The organism is Pseudomonas sp. 5Vm1k (assembly GCF_056161485.1).
In genome coordinates this window covers 263,958-285,168 of sequence record NZ_JBSPCZ010000009.1, presented here as the reverse complement: position 1 = coordinate 285,168, position 21,211 = coordinate 263,958, and the positions used below count along the sequence as shown (strand labels likewise).

Annotated in this window: 20 protein-coding genes; 11 read left to right on the top strand and 9 right to left on the bottom strand. The window is 59.8% G+C overall.

What is annotated here, in order from left to right; translation table 11 throughout:
* The first annotated feature begins 208 nt into the window (after positions 1-208).
* Positions 209-631 (top strand): DUF4124 domain-containing protein, encoded by a 423-nt coding sequence (locus ACWIKB_RS19725; RefSeq protein WP_475268931.1) that lies wholly within the window; start codon positions 209-211, stop codon positions 629-631.
* A gap of 107 nt (positions 632-738) precedes the next feature.
* On the opposite strand, the gene ACWIKB_RS19720 is transcribed toward ACWIKB_RS19725, so the two are convergent.
* From ACWIKB_RS19720 to mrcB, 3 genes are read right to left on the bottom strand one after another with little or no spacing between them, the layout of a single operon-like run.
* Complete coding sequence (locus ACWIKB_RS19720) at positions 739-1,074, bottom strand: YqcC family protein (RefSeq protein ID WP_462019592.1); 336 nt, start codon at positions 1,072-1,074, stop codon at positions 739-741.
* Positions 1,074-1,811 (bottom strand): tetratricopeptide repeat protein, encoded by a 738-nt coding sequence (locus ACWIKB_RS19715; RefSeq protein ID WP_475268930.1) that lies wholly within the window; start codon positions 1,809-1,811, stop codon positions 1,074-1,076. The genes ACWIKB_RS19720 and ACWIKB_RS19715 overlap by 1 nt, the downstream gene beginning before the upstream one ends.
* 16 nt (positions 1,812-1,827) lie before the next feature.
* Entirely contained in the window at positions 1,828-4,152 is a 2,325-nt protein-coding gene (mrcB, locus tag ACWIKB_RS19710; RefSeq protein ID WP_475268929.1) for a penicillin-binding protein 1B, read from the bottom strand.
* Positions 4,153-4,271: 119 nt separating this feature from the next.
* On the opposite strand from mrcB, the gene ACWIKB_RS19705 reads away from it, so the two are divergent.
* From ACWIKB_RS19705 to ACWIKB_RS19690, 4 genes are all read left to right on the top strand, one after another.
* Positions 4,272-5,828: a bifunctional aminoglycoside phosphotransferase/ATP-binding protein gene (locus tag ACWIKB_RS19705; protein WP_475268928.1), complete on the top strand. Its 1,557-nt coding sequence runs from the start codon at positions 4,272-4,274 to the stop codon at positions 5,826-5,828.
* A gap of 91 nt (positions 5,829-5,919) precedes the next feature.
* Positions 5,920-6,264: a pentapeptide repeat-containing protein gene (locus ACWIKB_RS19700; protein ID WP_149661078.1), complete on the top strand. Its 345-nt coding sequence runs from the start codon at positions 5,920-5,922 to the stop codon at positions 6,262-6,264.
* A gap of 285 nt (positions 6,265-6,549) precedes the next feature.
* Complete coding sequence (locus ACWIKB_RS19695) at positions 6,550-6,822, top strand: TfoX/Sxy family protein (RefSeq protein WP_007971093.1); 273 nt, start codon at positions 6,550-6,552, stop codon at positions 6,820-6,822.
* Positions 6,823-6,837: 15 nt separating this feature from the next.
* Positions 6,838-7,638, top strand: a complete 801-nt coding sequence (locus tag ACWIKB_RS19690) for a Crp/Fnr family transcriptional regulator (RefSeq protein ID WP_475268927.1) — start codon at positions 6,838-6,840, stop codon at positions 7,636-7,638.
* 225 nt (positions 7,639-7,863) lie between these two features.
* Here the strand turns inward: ACWIKB_RS19690 and ACWIKB_RS19685 are convergent, their stop codons facing one another.
* The 4 genes from ACWIKB_RS19685 to ACWIKB_RS19670 are packed head-to-tail and all read right to left on the bottom strand — an operon-like array spanning position 7,864 to position 11,410.
* Positions 7,864-8,715 carry a ChaN family lipoprotein gene (locus ACWIKB_RS19685; protein WP_475268926.1) on the bottom strand — a complete coding sequence of 284 codons (852 nt, stop codon included), beginning with the start codon at positions 8,713-8,715 and terminating at the stop codon, positions 7,864-7,866.
* A 21-nt stretch (positions 8,716-8,736) separates the two neighbouring features.
* Positions 8,737-9,504 carry a heme ABC transporter ATP-binding protein gene (locus ACWIKB_RS19680; RefSeq protein ID WP_475268925.1) on the bottom strand — a complete coding sequence of 256 codons (768 nt, stop codon included), beginning with the start codon at positions 9,502-9,504 and terminating at the stop codon, positions 8,737-8,739.
* Positions 9,504-10,487 (bottom strand): FecCD family ABC transporter permease, encoded by a 984-nt coding sequence (locus tag ACWIKB_RS19675; protein WP_475268946.1) that lies wholly within the window; start codon positions 10,485-10,487, stop codon positions 9,504-9,506. Before ACWIKB_RS19675 ends, ACWIKB_RS19680 begins: the two co-directional genes overlap by 1 nt.
* Before the next feature lie 50 nt (positions 10,488-10,537).
* A complete protein-coding gene (locus tag ACWIKB_RS19670; protein WP_475268924.1) occupies positions 10,538-11,410 on the bottom strand; it encodes a heme/hemin ABC transporter substrate-binding protein in 873 nt (290 codons plus the stop codon).
* Positions 11,411-11,573: 163 nt separating this feature from the next.
* Between ACWIKB_RS19670 and ACWIKB_RS19665 the strand changes: the two genes are divergently transcribed.
* Positions 11,574-11,891: a Rieske (2Fe-2S) protein gene (locus tag ACWIKB_RS19665; protein ID WP_475268923.1), complete on the top strand. Its 318-nt coding sequence runs from the start codon at positions 11,574-11,576 to the stop codon at positions 11,889-11,891.
* Here the strand turns inward: ACWIKB_RS19665 and sfsA are convergent.
* Both sfsA and ACWIKB_RS19655 read right to left on the bottom strand, forming a co-directional pair.
* Positions 11,888-12,601 carry a DNA/RNA nuclease SfsA gene (sfsA, locus tag ACWIKB_RS19660; RefSeq protein WP_475268922.1) on the bottom strand — a complete coding sequence of 238 codons (714 nt, stop codon included), beginning with the start codon at positions 12,599-12,601 and terminating at the stop codon, positions 11,888-11,890. The genes ACWIKB_RS19665 and sfsA overlap by 4 nt on opposite strands.
* A complete protein-coding gene (locus ACWIKB_RS19655) occupies positions 12,601-13,773 on the bottom strand; it encodes a pyridoxal phosphate-dependent aminotransferase (protein ID WP_475268921.1) in 1,173 nt (390 codons plus the stop codon). Before ACWIKB_RS19655 ends, sfsA begins: the two co-directional genes overlap by 1 nt.
* Positions 13,774-14,105: 332 nt before the next feature.
* On the opposite strand from ACWIKB_RS19655, the gene dksA reads away from it, so the two are divergent.
* The 5 genes from dksA (at position 14,106) to ACWIKB_RS19630 (ending at position 20,304) form a co-directional block, all read left to right on the top strand.
* A complete protein-coding gene (gene dksA, locus ACWIKB_RS19650) occupies positions 14,106-14,546 on the top strand; it encodes an RNA polymerase-binding protein DksA (protein WP_007902025.1) in 441 nt (146 codons plus the stop codon).
* Positions 14,547-14,768: 222 nt separating this feature from the next.
* A complete protein-coding gene (gene gluQRS, locus ACWIKB_RS19645; RefSeq protein ID WP_475268945.1) occupies positions 14,769-15,653 on the top strand; it encodes a tRNA glutamyl-Q(34) synthetase GluQRS in 885 nt (294 codons plus the stop codon).
* 77 nt (positions 15,654-15,730) lie between these two features.
* Positions 15,731-15,907 carry a hypothetical protein gene (locus ACWIKB_RS19640; protein WP_003176118.1) on the top strand — a complete coding sequence of 59 codons (177 nt, stop codon included), beginning with the start codon at positions 15,731-15,733 and terminating at the stop codon, positions 15,905-15,907.
* The gene (locus ACWIKB_RS19635; protein ID WP_475268920.1) at positions 15,891-18,845 is read left to right on the top strand and encodes a sensor histidine kinase; all 2,955 of its coding nucleotides are present in this window, start codon (positions 15,891-15,893) and stop codon (positions 18,843-18,845) included. The genes ACWIKB_RS19640 and ACWIKB_RS19635 overlap by 17 nt, the downstream gene beginning before the upstream one ends.
* A gap of 22 nt (positions 18,846-18,867) precedes the next feature.
* The gene (locus tag ACWIKB_RS19630) at positions 18,868-20,304 is read left to right on the top strand and encodes a sigma-54-dependent transcriptional regulator (RefSeq protein ID WP_475268919.1); all 1,437 of its coding nucleotides are present in this window, start codon (positions 18,868-18,870) and stop codon (positions 20,302-20,304) included.
* Positions 20,305-21,211 lie beyond the last annotated feature (907 nt).

Below are 21,211 nucleotides of genomic sequence, written 5' to 3'. Positions count from 1 at the left end.
GTCGGCGCGGGTATGCGCCTCATGATCTACCGAGTGGGTCTGCTTCTGGCAGTCCCTCTACAGCGGACTTTGGATTCTTCTGTTTCGTCCCCTGCAAGTCAAGTCGTCTATGTGCTTTATTGTGAGTAAGCACATGAGAACGCAAGAAAAAACCCGTAAACCGCGAGTGTGTTAGCTTCAATTGCGCAACTTATGACAAGGAAATGGCATGCGTACGTTCTTCTTCACCGCCAGTCTGCTGATCAGCCTGAGCCCTTTGTGCATGGCCGCTCAGATCTATAAGTGGGTAGATGCCCAAGGCGTGACCCACTTCGACGCCCAGCCGCCCCAAGACCAGCAAGCCACAACGGTGGTCACGCCCGCCTCGCCCGCCGGCAAACCGCCCGCACCTGAACGCAGCAATGTGCTTGGCGATCAGAAGGCCATCGATAAGACTGTGAAAAAGCAGGTGGCCGAGCAGCAAGCCCAGCTCAAGGCGTTCTGTGAGCAGGCGCGGACGAACCTCGCTCAACTGCAGAACAATCCGCGACTACGGGAAGAGGTCGATGGCGAGATGCAACGCCTGACTGACCAGACACGTCAGGAGCGCATGACCGAAGCACAGAAACAGATTGCAGATAACTGCCAATAACCCCTGTAGGAGCGAAGCTTGCTCGCGAAGGCGGCGTAACCTTCAACAAATGAGCTGAATGTTACGCCGCCTTCGCGAGCAAGCTTCGCTCCTACAAAGGATCAGTGTCAGCGGGAGGCGGTGATCAGCAGGTCAAACTCTTTGAGCAGGACCTGAAGCTGCCGATCCTTGCCCTGGACATTGCGAGCGGCGAAGACCATTTCGGCCATCTCCTGAATGCCCGACGCATTGGGCAGCGGCAGATCCTGTTCCAGGATCGCCTTCATGCGCGGCAAGAAGATCCATTGCAGCCATTGCTCGAAGTCCAGTGTGTCGACCGAAAACGGCTCGACACTGGACAGCGCTTCAGCACTCGGAGAGACATCGTCCCACCAGCCCTGAACCCGCAGCTCACGCTCGATCAGCAGCAACTGCTCGGCAATCTTTGGGAAACGTGCATCCATCACAGCGCAACCTTGGCCTTCTGACGGGCCAGTGCTGCGCCAGCGGAATCACCCTGTTTCTCACGCGCCTGAGCGATCAATTCCCACAGGTTGGCCTGAAGATCCGGACGACCATTGGCGAACGTCAGACCACGACGCGCGAACTGCTCGGCCTGTGGTGCATCGCCTTGGGCCATGCGCACTTGCGCCAGGCGATAAAGCACTTGCGGCTCACGTGGCGCAACACGTTGCGCACGCTCCAGGCTGGAGGACGCGCCATTGAGGTCGCCACCGGCCTGTTGCTGTTGAGCGGTAGTCAGCAATGCCAACACTGGACCGTCCAACTGCTCGTCCGCAGACAAGCCACCACCGGTACTCGCCGACGGAATCCCGCTCGGCGTCGACGGCATGCTGTAGCTGCCCTGATTGATCGGCGCAGACTGAACCGGCGACGTATCAATCGGCCCCGGCGTGATCGGACCTGGAGTGATCGGCGAAGTGCTGATCGGTGCCGAGGAAACGGCGCCACCGCCTGGAACCATCACCACCACACCGGTATCACCTTGCGGGATTGCCTGGGTCTGGGCTTGTGCAGGACGTTTCACGGTTGTCTGACGGAAACCGCCATTCGCCGAAATCCGCTCACTGTTCGACACTGCGCTGCCGGAATCCACAACCGGGATCGAACCGCGCTGTACGGTGGAGCAACCGCTGAGCAAAGCCACGGCGGTAACTGCTGGAATCAACCACTTGTTCACTTGAAACCCTCTTTGCTTAATTCATCCAGCCCTTGACCCAATCCATCACCGTTTCACCGGAAGCAGGGGTTTGACCACCGCAAGCGGCGCCGGGAGGCGGTTCGCTGCCGCGAATATACGGCATCTGCACCGCACCTGGGCAGTTGGCATCGGAGCCCTGCCCGGTGCGCGAATCAACCCAGGCCTGAACAATGTTATCCGGCTGCGGCATATCCAGCGGCAGCGGATCGGCCTTGCGCATGAAACTGGTCCAGACCTGCAACGCACCGGTGGCACCGGTGAACGGCGTCTTGCCGTTATCGTCGCGTCCCAGCCAGACCACCGCCAGCAGATCCTGGCTGAAACCGGCGAACCAGCTGTCACGGGAATCGTTACTGGTACCGGTTTTACCGGCCAATGTCAGAGTCTTGGGCAGCACGTTGTAGACAGAGCTGCCGGTGCCTTCACGCATGACTCGCTGCATGGCGCTCTGAATCAGGAAAATCGACGCGGGATCGAAGCGCTGCTGAATCTGGAACGGATAACGCTTGAGCGGCTCGCCCTCGGCGGTCAGCACACTGCGAATCCCGCGCATCGGCGTATTGAAACCGCCGTTAGCCAGGGTCTGGTACATGGTCGCCACTTCCATCGGCGTCAAACCACCCGCACCCAAGAGCATCGACGGGAACGCCGGGAACTCGCGACTCACACCCAGGCGCGCCAAAGTCTTGAGAACGTTCGGCACACCTAGCTCCAACCCGAGACGTGCGGTCGACAGGTTGTAGGAATGCGCCAATCCTTGATACAGGAACACCGTGCCATGGGAGCGGCGGTCGTAGTTCTGCGGTTTCCAGACCTGACCGTCCGCGCCCTTCACCGAAAAGGTGTCATCCGACAGCCAACTGGTCAAAGTGTACTGGCTTGGTTTCTCAAGGGCTGTCAGATAAACCGCCGGCTTGATCAACGAGCCGATCGGCCGTACCGCATCCAGTGCACGGTTGAAACCGGCAAAACTCGCCTGACGGCTGCCGATCATGGCCTGAACTTCGCCGGTTTCCGGGTTGGTCACGACCATGGCCGCTTCGACATCATCCGAACCTTTGCGCCCGGCCAGTCGTTTAAAGGTGTCGTTGACCGACGCTTCGGCTTTCATCTGCAGGATCGGATCGAAACTGGTGAAAATCCGCAGGCCTTCTTCGGTCAAGTCTTCGTCGCGATAGTCTTCACGCAACTGACGTTTGACCAGATCGATAAAGCCCGGGAACGAGCTGTCGGCCAATTTGCCGCGAGTGGTCACGCCCAACGGCATAGCCTTCGCTGCAGCGACCTGTTCGGCGGTGGCGACGCCTTGCTGCTCAAGCACATCGAGCACCAGGTTGCGCCGTTCAAGCGCACGCTCAGGATTGCGACGCGGGTTGTAATAGGACGGTCCCTTGACCATGCCCACCAGTAACGCGACTTGATGCAGTTTCAGCTCAGACAATGGCTGCCCGAAAAAAAACTGACTGGCCAGGCCGAAACCGTGCACCGCGCGCTGACCATCCTGGCCAACGAACACTTCGTTGAGGTAAGCCTCAAGAATGTCCTGTTTGTTGTAATGCAGCTCAAGCAACATCGCCATCATGGCTTCGGTGAGTTTGCGGGTCAGGCTGCGCTCATTGGTCAGGTAGAAGTTTTTGACCAACTGCTGCGTCAGCGTACTGCCACCCTGGGTCATCTTGCCACCAGAAGTGTTGACCCAAATAGCTCGGGCAATCGACTTGGGAGACACGCCCCAGTGGCTGTAATAATCCCGATCTTCCACCGCAACGAGGGTGTCGAGCAGGTACGGCGGAACCTGATCGAGCTTGATCAGAATGCGGTCTTCGAGGTTTTTCGGGTAAATCCCGCCGATCATCAGCGGCTCGAGCCGCACCACAGAAAGCTTCGAACCGTTGGTCGCCGAGAGTTCGGCCACATAGTCGCCGGAGAACCGAACCCGTACGGGTTGGGGCTTCTCCATGCCTTCATAAAACTGGAAGCCGCGGGTATTCAAGTCGACGGTATTGCCGTTGACCGCCGCAGCACCGGGGCCGTTGCTCACAGCTTCGCGCCGGTAGCCCAAGGCGTCGAGTTCGGTAAGGAAGTCGTCCTTGCTCAGCTTCTGGCCGGTAAACAGCTCGAGCGGGCGGGCATACACCTTGGCCGGAATGGTCCAGCGCTTGCCGGAGAACTTCTCCTGGACGATGGCGTCGAGGTAAACCGCAAACCCGGCGAGCACGACGAGGCCGACCAGGCTGAGTTTAATGGCCCAGCTCAGCCAGGGGCTAAGGCCCTTGGAAGGTGGTTTTTTTTTGCTGCGAGGGGATCGAGTACGAGTCATGGCGGCGGATTATACGCACTTTATTCATACTCAACAGGAGCCTGCCGAGGTTTGCGTCAGCCGGACTTGCAGCCATAATGACGGCCGTGAATTTTCCCCCAGACTCTGAAGGATCGCCTGTGAGCCAGTCCCTGATCGCCGCCCTGCAAAACCCGGCCCTCTACCCGCATCCCGTCGACGGGTTCCAGGTTATCGAGACCCATATCTCCTGGGTCATCCTTACGGGTCCCTTTGCTTATAAAGTGAAGAAGCCGGTAAATTTCGGCTTCCTCGACTTCACCAACCTCGACGCCCGTGAACATTTCTGCGGCGAAGAGCTGCGCCTTAACCAGCGTCTGACCAACGACTTGTATCTGGAAGTGTTGCCGATCACCGGCAGCGCCGAAGCACCACAACTGGGCGGCGATGGTCCGGTTGTCGATTACGCACTGAAAATGCGCCAGTTCCCGCAAAGCCAATTGCTCAGCACCCTGCAGGCCAACGGCGAGCTGACCACCGCGCACATCGACGAGATGGCGGCGCAAATTGCGCAGTTCCACCTTACCGCGCCGAAAGTACCGGCCGAACACGAAGCCGGCACCCCGGACAGCGTGATGGCGCCAGTACGCCAGAACTTCGAGCAGATCCGTCCGTTCCTCAGCGACAAGGCCGACCTGTTGCAACTCGACGCTCTGCAAGCCTGGGCCGAAAGCAGCTTCGAACGCCTCAAGCCACTGTTTGCCCAACGCAAGGCTGACGGTTTCATCCGCGAATGCCACGGTGACATTCACCTGGGTAACGCGACTGTGATCGACGGCAAGGTCGTGATCTTCGACTGCATCGAATTCAACGAGCCATTCCGCTTCACCGACGTCTACGCCGACACCGGTTTCCTGGCGATGGACCTTGAAGACCGTGGCCTGAAGAGCCTGGCACGCCGCTTTATCAGCCAGTACCTGGAGCTGACCGGCGACTATCAGGGTCTTGAACTGCTGAACTTCTATAAAGCCTACCGCGCACTGGTTCGTGCCAAGGTCAGCCTGTTCAGCATGCCAGCCGAGGCCGACCCGGTGCAGCGCGCCACCACGTTGCGCCAGTACCGCAACTACGCCAACCTGGCGGAAAGCTATAGCACCATCCCTTCACGTTTCCTGGCCATTACCCACGGCGTATCCGCTGTCGGCAAGAGCCGCGTTGCCATGCGCCTGGTAGAAGCGTTGGGCGCAATTCGCCTGCGTTCCGATGTAGAGCGCAAACGCCTGTTCGGCGAACAAACCGTGCCGAACGATCCACAGGCCGGTATTTATAGCGCCGACGCCAGCGCCGCGACTTACACCCACCTGCATGAAATCGCCTCGGTGATCCTGCGCGCCGGTTTCCCGGTGGTGATCGATGCCACCTACCTCAAGCGCGATCAGCGTGACGGCGCGGCAAAAATTGCCGAAGCCACTGGTGCACCGTTCCTGATTCTGGACTGCAATGCGCCGCAAGCTGTAATAGAGAGCTGGCTGGCCCTGCGCCAAGCAGACAAAAAAGATCCGTCCGACGCCAACCTGGCCGTTATTGCCGCCCAGCAAGCCAGTCGCGAAGCGCTGACGCCAGCCGAGATTCTTTGCAGCAAACGCGTTCAGACCAATGAAAGCGGGACTTTGGACACTGTCGTGGCGCAGATTCGCCAACGCATGCCAGGCCTGTAAGAAACTATTTCAGCCGTGGAGCCTTCGCCGGCTTCACGGCTGTCAAATAGTGGCACTATACTGGCGTCATAAAACCAACAGGTGATGTGACATGAGCCAGCCGAAACTTCTCGACACCCCGCTTTATGCCTTGCTGCACAAAGACGACATCACAGGTTTTAACAAGGAGCGTCCGGTGGACGGCCCAATCGATATGGTTGGTGGCGATTTCCGTGGTCTTGACCTGCGTGAGCTGAACGCCGACGGCGTCGACTTCACCGATGCGTACTTCCGTTCCGCCGACTTGCGCGGTATCGACTTTCGCAATGCGTCCCTGGAAGGCGCGAGCCTGGCCCATGCGCAAATCTCCGGCGCCTACTTCCCGCCAGAGCTGAGTGCCGACGAGATCCTGATGTCGATGAATTTCGGGACACGCCTGCGTTATCGCACCCGCTGATCCCCTGACACGACGCAATCCCTGTGGGAGCGGGCTTGCTCGCGAAAGCGGTTTAACATTCAACATTCATTTCGCCTGACACACCGCTTTCGCGAGCAAGCCCGCTCCCACAAGGGTTTGCGCTGCCCTCCTTCCACTGCGTTCGCAGACATTCCTTCGCTGCCAAACACCCGCCTCTTAGAAGCTTTTGCGTCGAAACCGACCAAACAATCACGCTTTTCCTACTGATGGCTACACTCCTCAAAGGCTCGCCCACGCACCGTTCGGCCGTCGCAAGGAGGCTTGATGAATGATGAACTGCAACACCTGAAGAATCTTGGCAAGACGTCAGCGCAGTGGCTGCATGCCGTGGGCATCCACAGCGCTTCGGACTTGCGTCGCCTGGGGGCGGTGGACGCTTATCGGGCCGTACGCACGCGCGGGTTCCGGGCGTCCAAGGTGTTGCTGTATGCGATCGAAGGCGCGCTGATGGATGTGCACTGGAACGACATCCCTGCCGAACGCAAGGAAGCCCTGAACAAACAACTGGAAGCCATCTCTTCACGCCACAAAAATTGAACATGCGCCATCGCCATGTACCTGCTCGGGGAACAACCGGCTTACGCCGACGCATTGATCAACCGCCTGCAAAACATGCCTGCCCGGTTGCTGGAGGGGTTATCACCCTGCGGCCCGGTCTTGGAACTGCCTGCTGTTGAAGACCTCTCGACGGTACTGCCCGGCGATCAGCTGTTCTTGCTGGACAGCGGTTTGCTGCATGGTTGCGTCGATGAGCGCGCCTTGTTCTATTTGCACGAGGGCGACCTGGTCGGTCTGCGCCAGGACGTTGAACTGCCCCATTGCCGCTTGCGCAGCGACGGCCCGCTGTCCTTGATTCCCTATCTGCGTGCCGAAGTGTTCCAGCATATTTATGCCGACCCGCAACGCTCGGAGTTATTCCTGCAATACCTGGGCGGCCAGACTTCCCTGCTGTCAGACGCTGTCGCGCGCCTGAAACAACCCGAATTTCGCAGCACCCACGGCTTTCAGCGTGTGGCCAGGGGCGAAGTGCTGATTCAGCAAGGCGATGAGCCGGACCATGTGTTCGTCATCATCGAAGGCCACGCCGAAGCGTTTGTCGACGGATATAAAGTCGGCGACGTGCCCAAGGATGAGATTTTCGGCGCCATGGCGGTGTTCACCGGCGAGAAACGCAATGCCAGTGTGATCACCAGCGAACCGAGCACGGTGATGCTGATTCCCAAAGACCAGTTTCTGAGCCTGACGCAAAGCAATCCGAAGATCGCCCACAGCCTGATCGAGAGCATGGCGCGGCGCATCGGTCTGCTGAACAAACAGATCACCCAACTGAGCGCCGCTAAAATTCCGGGTTGAAGCCCAATGAATACGGGGCTTCCAGACGAATCTAAAATTAATGAGAAACAGCGGTTGACTTGGTAATGAGAATCGCTATGATTATCACAACTGGTCGCGAGACTGGTCGATATTCTGAAAAGCCCTTGGTTCGGACTCTCAGATTATCTCCTCATCAGGCTAATCACGGTTATTTGACCCGGCTCTTGCCGGGTCTTTTTTTGCCTGTGGAAAAGTCGCTCTAACTTACTTGCCCATCTGCTTACGCATCTCCGCGCAATAATCCTGCGCCGGCGTAGCAGGCGTGTACCAGACGTAATCGGCCATGGCCGACGTGACCTCACTGCCCTGCTCTGCCAGCATCAAGACGATTGGCGCTTCGGGTTCGCCCAGATCCAGCACATGCAGCGGCACACCGACATCCTTGCGCGCATGGTAGGCACCGGCCAACAGCATTGACGGGGTCGGCGCCGCGAGTAGTCGCTGCGCCATACGCCGATCACGTTGCTGTTGCACCGCCAGCATGGCCGGCATTTGTGAGGTGGGCAGCAGGCCGCAATGGGACCCGCTGATTTGCGCCAGCAACTCTTTCTTGACCGACGGGGCATTGGAGCGCGAACCGCTCACGGTCGGGGATTGGGCGTAGAAGGCACGAACTTCAGCGTTGTCCAGATTGGCCGACAGCAGTGAGTAAGGCTGACTCAAGGCAAAACGCACAATCGGCCCATACAAATCCCAGTCCCAACCAGATTGCCAGGCCAATGCGCCGGGAAGATCAGTTGGCAACGTCGAGGCATGGCGCACGTCATCGACGCGCGGTTGTTGATCCGGCGTGAGCATTTCCAGCAATAGGCTGCCTTGTGCTCGCCGCTGCCCCAGCTCCTGGAGCAACCACAATTGCAGTTGATGGTGATCGCGGTTGTCGTGCTGCTCGCCGACGATCAGCCGCTCAGGCTTGGCCAATCGCGCAACCAGTTCTGGCGCCGTCAGTGACTGACCGCTGCGAAAATCGCGAATCTGGCCGGTAATCGGTGGCGGTGCCGAAACGTGCTGACAGGCACTCAGCAAAAGCACAGCCAGCAGCAAAATCCCTCGCATGTTCTCACCTCGATGAGTGACTCAGCGGGCGATGATCAGCGGATGCCCACGCTCCGGGTGCGGTTGCACCAGCACTTCCAGGCCGAACACCGCTTTGAGCGGTTCCGGGCGCAGCACTTGCTCCGGCGTATCCAGCGCCACCGGGCGCCCGCCTTCGAGCAGCAACAGGCGATCACAATAACGCGCCGCCAGGTTCAGATCATGCAGGATCACCATCACCGCCGCACCGCGATCAGCGAATTCGCGCACCGCTTGCAGTGTGGTGTGCTGATGCAGCGGATCGAGCATCGAGGTCGGCTCATCCAGCAGTAACGTCTGCCCCGCCTCCCCCGGCCAGAGCTGCGCCAATACCCTCGCCAGATGCACACGCTGACGTTCGCCGCCGGACAGCGCCAAATAACTGCGACCGCTCAGATGCCCGGCATCGGCGGCGCCTAATGCGGCGGCGACGATTTCATCATCGCGCACCCGGCCAGTCTGATAGGGCAAGCGGCCCATGCCGACCACTTCCTCGACGCGAAAGCCGAAGTCCAGTGTCGACACTTGCGGTAACACTGCCAGCCGTTGAGCGCGCTGGACGCCGGTGCAATGCCGCAACTCCTGCTCATCCAGCCAGACACGTCCTTCATCGGGATGCAGTTCACCGCACAACGCGCCGAGCAACGTACTCTTGCCAGCCCCGTTTGGTCCCAACACGCCCAGCACTTCGCCGGGTTTGAGTTCGAGGGTGATATCCGTCAGCACGGTTTTGCTGCCCCGGCGGATCAACAGGTTTTCCGTGCGCAGCATCAGGCAGGCCTCCTGAGCAGCAAAAACAGAAAGAATGGCGCACCAATAAACGCCGTGACGATACCGATCGGCAACTCGGCCGGCGCCAGGGCCAGGCGCGCCACCAGATCGGCGAACAGCAGCAGACTGGCCCCCGCCAGCACTGAGGCCGGCAACAATACCTTGTGATCCGGCCCGGCCAGCAGCCGCACCAGATGCGGCACCACCAGCCCGACAAAGCCAATCATGCCTGCCGCCGCCACCGCCGCGCCGACACCCAGCGCGGTGCAGAACACCAATTCACGCTTGAGCCCTTCGACATCAATGCCCAGGTGGCCCGCCTCCGACTCGCCTAGTAACAAAGCATTCAGCGCTTTGGCCCTGCGCGGTAACCACAGCGCCACACCAGCAGTGACCAACAGCAACGGCCAGAGCCGCGAATAACTGGCGCCGTTGAGGCTGCCCAGGTTCCAGAACGTCAGCGTGCGCAAGGTTGCGTCGTCCGCCAGATAGGTAAACAAACCCACGGCCGAACCGGCCAGCGCCGTCAACGCGATCCCCGCCAGCAACATAGTTGCAACGTTGGTTTGGCCGTTACGCCGGCCCAGTCGATACACCAGCGCCGTCACCCCTAGCCCGCCCAGAAAGGCGCACAACGACAGAAGATAAGGCCCGAAGGACTCGGGCAAGCCGCCGAACGCCGAGCCGCCGACAATCGCAATCGCCGCGCCCAGTGCTGCACCGCTGGAAACCCCCACCAGCCCCGGATCGGCCAATGGATTGCGAAACAAGCCCTGCATCGCCACCCCGGACAACGCCAGCACGCCCCCGACCGCAAGGCCCAACAAGGTTCGTGGCAGGCGAATCTGCCCGAGGATCAGTTCAGCCTGCTCCAGTCCATCGGGCGCAATCGGCACACCGATCAGGCGCAGCGCAGCACGCAAAGTGTCGAGCAATGGCAAGCTCACGGGGCCAAGAGCCAACGACAACCAGATCGCCAGCAAACACAGCACACTCAGGCCAATAAACAGCGCGCGAGGTTTAACCAGCGTGGTCATTGGCCGGTCGCGCCGGGATAAAAACCGTCAGACAGCTTTTTCAGCGCCTCGGGCAATCGCGGTCCGAGCCCGCCCACCAACAAAGTCGGGTCGAGTTCCATCACTCGCCCAGCCTTGGCCGCGCGAGTCGAAGACAGGATTGGATTCTCTTTGAACAACGCCGCACGGGCCGCGTCGCCGGTCAGGGCGCGATCGGCGAACACCAGCACTTCAGGGTTCAGGCTGGCCAGGGATTCGTTGGAAAACGGTTTGTAACCGGTATGCGTTGCCAGATTGTGGCCGCCGGCCTGTTGCAGCAACCAATCGGCGGCAGTGTCCTTGCCGGCAATCATCGGCTTGCCGCCCATATGTCCGAGCAACAACAGCACGCCCGGCGCTTTCTGCTTGAGCTGCGCCTGGGTAACCCGGACCTTTTGCTGATCCAGTTGCTGCTGATACGCCTGCAAGGCTTGGGATGCCTGAGCCTCAGCACCGAGCAACTTGCCCAGATGCTCCAGGTTACTTTGCAGTGCGGGCAAATCCGGCTGGGCCGAGAACAGCTCGACTTGAACGCCCGCCGTGCGAATCTGCGAAAGCACCGGCGGCGGCCCCATTTCTTCGGTGCCGACCAGAATCTGCGGGCGCAGGCTCAAGATGCCTTCCGCCGACAACTGCCGCTGATAACCGATGCTCGGCAGGGCCTTGAGGGACTCCGGATGCTGGCTGGTGGTATCGACGCCGACCAGTTTCGATTCGCCACCCAACGCGCTCACCCACTCGGACAGGGCGCCACCGGCGCTGACCCAACGTTGCGGCAGTTCAGCCGCTGTCGCCTGATGGCTGACGAGCAGTCCGACACACAAGGCAAGAACGCGGGGACTCAGGCGCATAAACAGCTTCCTTAAACGGTTTTCCCGGGCATCCGGCGGACAGGCCAAGTATCCTCGGCACACCGCACGCGCGCCATGGGCGGGCGGCCATTTGATAATTGTTTGCATTTGCACGTCAAGCCCGGACATATCTCGTCACGCGCCGCGCCACTTGAGGATAGACATGAAGTTTCTTTGCCCAGGCCCAGAGCTGGCCGATGCCAGCAGCCGCGGTTTCGACATCGACGGCCAGAAGCTCTTCGCCGTGCGCCGGGGCGGTCAGGTTTACGTCTATATCAACCGCTGCCCGCACCGTGGCGTCAGCCTTGAATGGAAACCCGACCAGTTTCTCGACCCCAGCAACAGCCTGATCCAGTGCGCCACCCACGGCGCACTGTTTCTGATCGAAGACGGCGAATGCGTCGCTGGGCCCTGCGCCGGGCAATCCCTGACTGCAATTCCCAGCCGCGAAGATGCGCAGGGAATCTGGGTCAGCCTTTAACCGTTGAGCAACACGTCCAGGCGCCGATCCACCACCATCACTTCGTGACTCAGGCGCACGCCATAGGCCAACACCTCGACACCGCATGCCACCGCTTCGCGCAGTGCCGCTGCGTAGGCCGAATCGATTTCTTCTGCCGGACGCACGGCTTCGATGCCAGTCAGGTTGACGCAATACAACTGCACTGCACGGATTCCGTCCCGGGCCAAATGCGCCAGTTCACGCAAATGCTTGGCTCCGCGCTGGGTCACCGCATCGGGAAACGCTGCCACGGGCGTACCGTCGAAACCCAACGTGACACTTTTGACTTCCACGTACGCCGGCCCGCTCGGGTAATCGAGGCGGAAATCGATGCGGCTGCTTTCCTGACCGTAAGCGACTTCGCGCTTCAGCTCGGTAAAGCCGTTCAACTCGGTGATCACGCCTGCCCGCAACGCTTCTTCGATCAAACCATTGGCCCGCCCGGTGTTCACGCAAAACAAACGCCCTTGCGGGGTTTCTCCGATTTCCCAGGTGCCCGGCAATTTGCGCTTGGGGTCGTTGGAGCGGCTGAACCAGACTTGCCCGCCCTCGACCTGGCAATTGAGCATCGAACCGGTGTTGGGGCAGTGAATGGTCAGCAACTCGCCGCTAACGGTTTCGATATCGGCGAGAAAACGCTTGTAACGACGAATCAAACGACCTTCTTCGAGGGGAGGATGAAAGCGCATCAGCCTTGCCAACTCTTCAAGCCGCGCGCGATGCGTTCTACCGCTTCCTGCAAACGCGGCAGGCTTTGGGTATAGGCAAACCGCACGTGATGCCCGGCCTGATAACGCCCGAAGTCCAGCCCCGGAGTGATAGCCACATGCTCGGTTTCGAGGAAGTGACGGCAGAACGCGAAGGCATCGCCGCCGAACTGGCTGATATCGGCGTACAAGTAGAACGCGCCTTCCGGCTCCACAGCGATACCGAATCCGAGTTGACGCAAGGCCGGCAGCAGGAAATCGCGACGACGACCGAATTCGGCACGGCGCTCTTCCAGAATGCTGATGGTCGCCGGTTCGAAGCAGGCCAATGCGGCGTGCTGGGCCATGCTCGGGGCGCTGATGTAGAGGTTTTGCGCGAGTTTTTCCAGTTCACCAACCGCCGCTTCCGGCGCCACCAGCCAACCGAGGCGCCAGCCAGTCATGCCGAAATACTTGGAAAAACTATTCAGGACGAAGGCGCTGTCGTCAACTTCCAGCACACTGGCCGCGTCGGTGCCGTAGGTCAGGCCGTGATAGATCTCGTCCACCACCAGGTGACCGTGGCGCTGCTTGATCGCTGCCGAAAGTCCGGCCAGCTCATCGCGGGTCAGGATGGTCCCGGTCGGGTTGGCCGGTGAGGCCACCAGGGCGCCGACGCTGTCGTGATCCCAATGCCGCGCCACCAAATCAGGGGTCAGTTGATAACGTACATCCGGACCGACAGGCACCAGTTGCGCCGCGCCTTCTACCAAACGCAGGAAATGCCGGTTGCACGGATAACCCGGGTCCGCCAACAGCCAGTGTTTACCGGGATCGACCAGCAGGGCGCTGGCCAGCAGCAACGCGCCGGAGCCGCCCGGCGTTACCAGAATGCGCTGTGGATCGATGTTCAGCCCGTACCGCTGCTGATAAAAACCCGAAATGGCTTCGCGCAGTTCGGGAATACCCCGGGCCGCGGTGTAACGAGTCTTGCCTGCGGTCAGCGCAGCCTGGCCGGCCTGGATGATCGGTTCGGCAGTGGTGAAGTCCGGCTCGCCGATTTCCAGGTGGATCACGTCGTGGCCGGCAGCCTGCAATTCATTGGCCCGCGCCAGCAGCGCCATGACATGGAACGGTTCGATCGCACGACTGCGCGCACTGTAGGGCTGAGCCATTAGCCTTCCTTCAACGGGGAAAAGAATCGATTCTACCTATCCGCTGGAACGAGGGAGAACCTAAAGCGGTCAGAGCCGTATAACCGGGGCTGCAAACGACTCGAGCGAGTGTCTCAGGTTTGACTAAAATCAATATTTGATCAGGTCTCCAACACCACCAGACAAGGCTTTGCAATCATTTGCAAGGCCTTCGGGCCACCACCTCGACATCCGGGAGTAGCGCGGCCCGTTTTGATCTGGTAAGTTCGCCCGCTTGCAGCCGCAGGGCCGGCAGGTGTCGGTGATGGAGCAATCCTGCGCAATGGATTACAAGAGTAGAGGCGGTCCATTTCATGCCCACCCAAGCAAAGCAGCAAAACCAGTCGATCAGCGGCTTCGAACCCTACAAAGAAGTTAAGGGCGAGGAGTACATGGGCAAGCCCATGCGCGCTCACTTCACCAAGATCCTGAATAAGTGGAAACAGGACTTGATGCAGGAAGTCGACCGCACGGTTGATCACATGAAAGACGAAGCGGCCAACTTCCCTGACCCGGCAGATCGTGCCAGCCAGGAAGAAGAATTCAGCCTTGAATTGCGCGCCCGCGACCGTGAGCGCAAGTTGATCAAGAAGATCGACAAAACGCTGCAATTGATCGAAGACGAAGAATATGGCTGGTGCGAGTCCTGCGGCGTCGAGATCGGCGTCAAGCGACTGGAAGCCCGCCCTACCGCCGACATGTGCGTTGACTGCAAGACCCTGGCGGAAATCAAGGAAAAGCAAGTCGGCAAGTAATCTCGACTTGAACGAAAAACGGAGCGTGCGAACGCTCCGTTTTTGTTTCCGCAATTCGCCCCGCCACAAATCCTGTGGAAACCCTGTGGGAGCGGGCTTGCTCGCGAAAGCGGTGTGTCAGCCAACATAAATGTTGAATGTCCGACAGCTTTCGCGAGCAAGCCCGCTCCCACAGGGTGGCCGGTGTACGACCCTACGACGTAACATCACTCCATGACTGTCATCGCCTCCCCCTATATCGGCCGTTTCGCCCCCACGCCCAGTGGCCACCTGCACTTCGGTTCGCTGGTCGCCGCCCTGGCCTCGTACCTTGACGCGCATTCGGTGGGCGGTCGCTGGTTGATGCGCATGGAAGACCTCGACCCGCCCCGGGAAGAACCCGGCGCCCAGGTCGCGATTCTCAAGGCGCTGGAAAGCTATGGTTTCGAGTGGGATGGCGAGATGGTTCGCCAGAGCGACCGACACGACGCCTACGCCGAAGTGCTCAATCGCCTGTTCAATCATGGTCTGGCCTACGCTTGCACCTGTTCACGCAAACAATTGGAGCCGTATCACGGCATCTATCCTGGCCTGTGCCGCAATGCCGGGCATGGCACTGAAGATGCGGCCATCCGCCTGCGCGTGCCGGAGCTGGAATACCACTTCATCGACCGGGTGCAAGGCGAATTCCGCCAACACCTGGGCCGGGAAGTCGGGGATTTCGTGATTCGCCGCCGCGACGGGCTCTATGCCTATCAACTGGCCGTGGTGCTGGATGACGCTTGGCAAGGCATCACCGATATCGTGCGCGGCGCTGACTTGCTCGATTCCACGCCACGCCAGCTCTACCTGCAAGAACTGCTCGGCCTGCCGCAACCGCGTTACCTGCACGTCCCGCTGATTACTCAGCCGGACGGTAACAAACTCGGCAAATCCTACCGTTCGCCACCTTTGGCTGCCGATCAAGCCACGCCGCTGTTACTGCGGGCACTGCGGGCGCTGGGACAAAATCCGGGCACTGAACTGGCTTACGCCACACCACGGGAAGTGCTGAATTGGGGCATCGCCCACTGGGATGCCGCACAGATCCCGCGCACACTGACCCTGCCCGAGGCGCAACTACAGTAATGGCACTTGCAGTAGCGCTGCCATCCGTTACCATCGCCGCACGTTTTCGGGCACGCGCATAAAAAAGAGAGGCCGGGATGTACATCTATCGCTTGGTCCTGCTTTTGGTAGTGGGGATTTACCTGTTCTCCCCGGCCATCATGGATTGGTGGATCGACGCCACTGGCGCCTGGTATCGCCCTTATCTGCTCTGGCTGATTCTGATCGTCGTGACCTTCATCCTGCAGAGCCAAAAAGATGCCGATGAGCTTTAGCCTGACCCAGATGATCCTGATCAGCGCCGCGTACCTGGCGGTGCTGTTCGGCGTCGCCTGGATCAGCGAACGGGGCATGATCCCCCGGGCGATCATTCGCCACCCGCTGACCTACACCCTGTCGCTGGGGGTTTACGCCAGTGCGTGGGCGTTCTACGGCACGGTCGGCCTGGCCTATCAGTACGGCTACGGCTTTCTCTCCAGCTACCTCGGGGTGTCCGGCGCGTTTCTGCTGGCGCCGGTGTTGCTGTACCCGATCCTGAAAATCACCCGCACCTATCAACTGTCGTCGCTGGCGGACTTATTCGCCTTCCGTTTCCGCAGCACCTGGGCCGGCGCGCTGACCACGATCTTCATGCTGATCGGCGTCTTGCCGCTGCTGGCGTTGCAGATTCAGGCCGTGGCCGACTCCATCGGCATCCTGACTCGCGAACCGGTGCAGCATCGCGTCGCCCTGAGCTTCTGTGCGCTGATTACCCTGTTCACGATCTTCTTCGGCTCGCGCCATATTGCGACGCGGGAGAAACACGAAGGCCTGGTCTTCGCGATTGCCTTTGAATCGGTGATCAAGCTGATCGCCATCGGCGGCGTTGGCCTGTATGCGTTGTACGGCGTTTTCGACGGTCCGCAACAGCTGGAACTGTGGCTGCTGCAAAACCAGACCGCCCTCGCCGCTTTGCACACCCCGTTGCAGGAAGGTCCATGGCGTACGCTGCTGCTGGTGTTTTTCGCTTCGGCGATTGTGATGCCGCACATGTATCACATGACCTTTACCGAAAACCTCAACCCGCGTTCGCTGGTCAGCGCGAGTTGGGGCTTGCCGCTGTTCCTGCTGTTGATGAGCCTCGCGGTGCCGCTGATTCTCTGGGCCGGGTTGAAACTCGGCGCGACCACGAATCCGGAATATTTCACCCTCGGCATCGGCATCGCCGCCAACAGCAAGGCTTTGGCGCTATTGGCTTACGTCGGTGGGTTGTCGGCGGCCAGCGGGTTGATCATCGTCACCACCCTGGCATTGTCCGGGATGGCGCTTAACCATTTGGTCCTGCCGCTGTATCAACCGCCCGCCGAAGGCAACATTTACCGTTGGCTGAAGTGGACCCGTCGGGCATTGATCGTCGCGATCATCATGGCCGGTTACGGTTTCTACCTTCTGTTGGGCGCGGAGCAAGACCTGGCCAACCTCGGCATCGTCGCGTTCGTCGCCACGTTGCAATTCTTGCCGGGCGTTCTATCGGTCCTTTATTGGCCGACCGCCAACCGTCGCGGCTTTATTGCCGGTCTGCTCGCAGGGATTCTGGTGTGGCTGGTGACCATGCTGATGCCGCTGGTGGGCAATCTGCAGGGTTTCTACATTCCGTTGCTGAACATGATCTACGTGCTCGACGACACCAGTTGGCACATGGCGGCAATTGCTTCGCTGGCTGCCAACGTGCTGATGTTCACGCTGATTTCGCTGTTCACCAACGCGAGCCCCGAAGAAGCCAGCGCCGCCGAAGCCTGCGCCGTAGACAACGTCCGTCGCCCGCAACGTCGGGAACTGCACGCCGCCTCGCCTCAGGAATTTGCCACGCAACTGGCCAAACCCTTGGGCGCCAAGGCTGCGCAGAAAGAAGTCGAACAAGCTCTGCGCGATCTTTATCTGCCGTTCGACGAGCGCCGGCCTTACGCCTTGCGCCGTTTGCGTGACCGCATCGAAGCCAACCTTTCGGGCCTGATGGGGCCGAGCGTCGCCCAGGACATGGTCGAAACCTTCCTGCCTTATAAGGCCGGCGGCGAAAACTATGTGACCGAGGACATTCACTTCATCGAAAGCCGTCTCGAGGATTACCACTCGCGCCTGACAGGCCTGGCGGCCGAGCTCGATGCCCTGCGCCGCTACCACCGCCAGACCTTGCAGGAACTGCCGATGGGCGTCTGCTCCCTGGCCAAGGATCAAGAGATCCTGATGTGGAACAAAGCCATGGAAGAACTGACCGGGATTGCTGCGCAACGTGTGGTCGGTTCGCGCCTGAGCACCATTGGCGATCCGTGGAAAGAACTACTGCAAGGCTTCATCAATCTGCCCGACGAACATTTGCATAAACAGCATTTGGCCCTCGATGGCCAGACCCGCTGGCTGAACCTGCACAAAGCCGCAATCGACGAACCGCTGGCGCCGGGCAATAGTGGCCTGGTGCTGCTGGTGGAAGACCTGACCGAAACCCAGATGCTCGAAGACAAACTGGTGCACTCCGAGCGGCTGGCGAGCATTGGCCGACTGGCGGCAGGTGTGGCCCATGAAATCGGCAATCCGATCACCGGCATCGCCTGCCTGGCGCAGAACCTGCGCGAAGAGCGCGAGGAAGACGCCGAGCTGACGGAAATCAGCGGGCAGATTCTGGAGCAGACCAAACGCGTGTCGCGCATCGTGCAGTCATTGATGAGCTTCGCCCACGCCGGCAGTCACCAGCACAGCGACGAGCCCGTCTGTCTGGCCGAAGTGGCTCAGGATGCCATCGGCCTGCTGGCCTTGAACCGGCGCAATTTCGAAGTACAGTTCTACAACCTGTGCGACCCCGATCACTGGGTCGAAGGCGATCCTCAGCGGCTCGCCCAGGTGTTGATCAATCTGCTCTCCAACGCCCGCGACGCCTCGCCGCCTCACAGTGCAGTGCGGGTCAAAAGCGAAGCCGGCGAACACACGGTCGATCTGATCGTGGAAGACGAAGGCAGCGGAATTCCGAAGAACATCATGGATAGATTGTTCGAACCTTTCTTCACCACCAAGGATCCTGGCGAAGGCACCGGTCTGGGCCTTGCACTGGTCTATTCCATCGTTGAAGAGCATTATGGACAAATCACCATCGACAGCCCGGCTGATGTTCAAAGCCAACGCGGCACCCGTATCCGGGTGACATTACCGCGTCATGTCGAAGCGACGTCCGCTGTGAACTGAGACCGTCGAGAGTATCGAATCAATGCCGCACATTTTGATCGTCGAAGACGAAACAATTATCCGCTCCGCCTTGCGCCGCCTGCTGGAACGTAATCAGTACCAGGTCAGCGAAGCCGGATCCGTGCAGGAAGCACAAGAGCGTTTCAGCATTCCCACGTTTGACCTGATCGTCAGTGACCTGCGCCTGCCTGGCGCACCGGGCACTGAACTGATCAAGCTTGGCCAAGGCACTCCGGTGCTGATCATGACCAGCTATGCAAGCCTGCGTTCGGCCGTCGATTCCATGAAGATGGGCGCGGTGGATTACATCGCCAAGCCTTTCGATCACGACGAAATGCTCCAGGCCGTTGCGCGAATCCTGCGTGATCGCCAATCGGCGCCCGCCGCCGGTGAACCGGTGGTCGGCAAAGCCGCCAATGGCGCGGCGAAACCGAGCGTCGATAACAGTAACGGCGAGATTGGCATTATCGGCTCCTGTCCGCCGATGCAGGACCTGTACAGCAAGATCCGCAAAGTCGCGCCCACCGATTCCAATGTCCTGATCCAGGGCGAGTCCGGTACCGGTAAAGAACTGGTGGCCCGCGCTCTGCACAACCTCTCCAAACGCGCCAAGGCACCGATGATTTCGGTGAACTGCGCGGCCATTCCGGAAAGCCTGATCGAGTCCGAACTGTTCGGCCACGAAAAAGGCGCGTTCACTGGCGCCAGCGCCGGGCGTGCCGGGCTGGTGGAAGCGGCGGACGGCGGCACCTTGTTCCTTGATGAAATCGGCGAACTGCCACTCGAAGCCCAGGCTCGCTTGCTGCGCGTGTTGCAGGAAGGCGAGATTCGCCGGGTCGGTTCGGTGCAGTCGCAGAAAGTCGACGTACGCCTGATCGCCGCCACCCACCGGGACCTCAAGAGCCTGGCGAAGATCGGCCAGTTCCGTGAAGACCTTTATTACCGCCTGCACGTAATTGCCCTGAAACTGCCAGCCCTGCGCGAGCGCGGTGCGGACGTCAACGAAATTGCCAATGCGTTCCTGGCGCGGCAGAGTGCGCGGGTCAACCGCACCGACCTGAAGTTTGCCCCGGATGCCGAGCAGGCGATTCGTCACTACACCTGGCCGGGTAACGTTCGTGAGCTGGAAAATGCGGTCGAACGCGCGGTGATCCTGTGCGAGAGCCCGGAAATCTCCGCCGAGCTGCTGGGCATCGACATTGAACTGAGCGATCTGGACGATGACGATTTCATTGGCCTGCCCCCACAACAGGGCAACGCCGCCGGTAACAACAGCCATGAACCGACCGAAGACTTGTCGCTGGAAGACTACTTCCAGCACTTCGTCCTCGAGCATCAGGACCACATGACCGAAACCGAACTGGCCCGCAAACTCGGGGTCAGCCGCAAGTGCCTGTGGGAACGTCGTCAACGCCTGGGCATTCCACGGCGCAAAACCGGGGTGGCCAGCGAAAGCTGAACGTCACCTGTAAGGTGTGCGGTTATGGCGAGGGAGCTTGCTCCCGCTCGAGTGCGAAGCGCTCGCAAAAATCTCGACAAGGGTTGAGATTTTGGGGCCGCTTCGCAGCCCAGCGGGAGCAAGCTCCCTCGCCACTGACCTCCCCGCGTTACACGTAACAAGGTGAAAAAACTGTTACCCCAGTCTTTTCACGTAACAGAAGCCGGGGCTTACGGTAACGAAGCCCCGGTTTTTTTGGGCCCGGAAAAAGCTCATCCAGCGGCCTAACCCCTTGTTTTGCTGGGCCTCGCAAAAGTTGGCACGCACCCTGCTATATGTTCAGTACAAGAACAATAACAAGCAATGCACAAGACAATAAAAATAAGACGAATCGACTCACGCACAATAAAAACAAGACGGCGAGAGGCGCAGCTAACTGATTCTTTTGGAGAGGCGTTGTATTTGGGGCGTGCCCCACGACCAGGCCGAGAACAACAAAAACTGTCCTAAGACAGAGCCTGAACTGGTTGGATCGCAAGATCACTGCAACACAGCGACCAAAGCAATCCGTTTGCTCTTGGCTCCCGATTGGGAGGGTCATGAAGGAAAAACTTCATGGCGAGGGCACTTAACAAAAACAAAAAGCCCGAAACCAATAATAAAAATAGAGCATGCAACTACTTCTTGGGGAGCTTCGGCTCCCCTTGTAGTTTCTGGCGTTTGAGCCCGCATATAACCCGCATATCGCCCGCACGTAGCAGCTGTCGAGCACCGCGAGGCTGCGTTCGGCGGCGAAGCCGTCGCAAGATAAGCAACCGCGTTTCCCCTGACCCACCGCAATCTCTGGTTTACGACGGCTTCGCCGCCGGACGCTGCCTCGCGCTGCTCGTCAGCTGCTACAGTGCCTTCCAGATATGCCCTCCAAGCT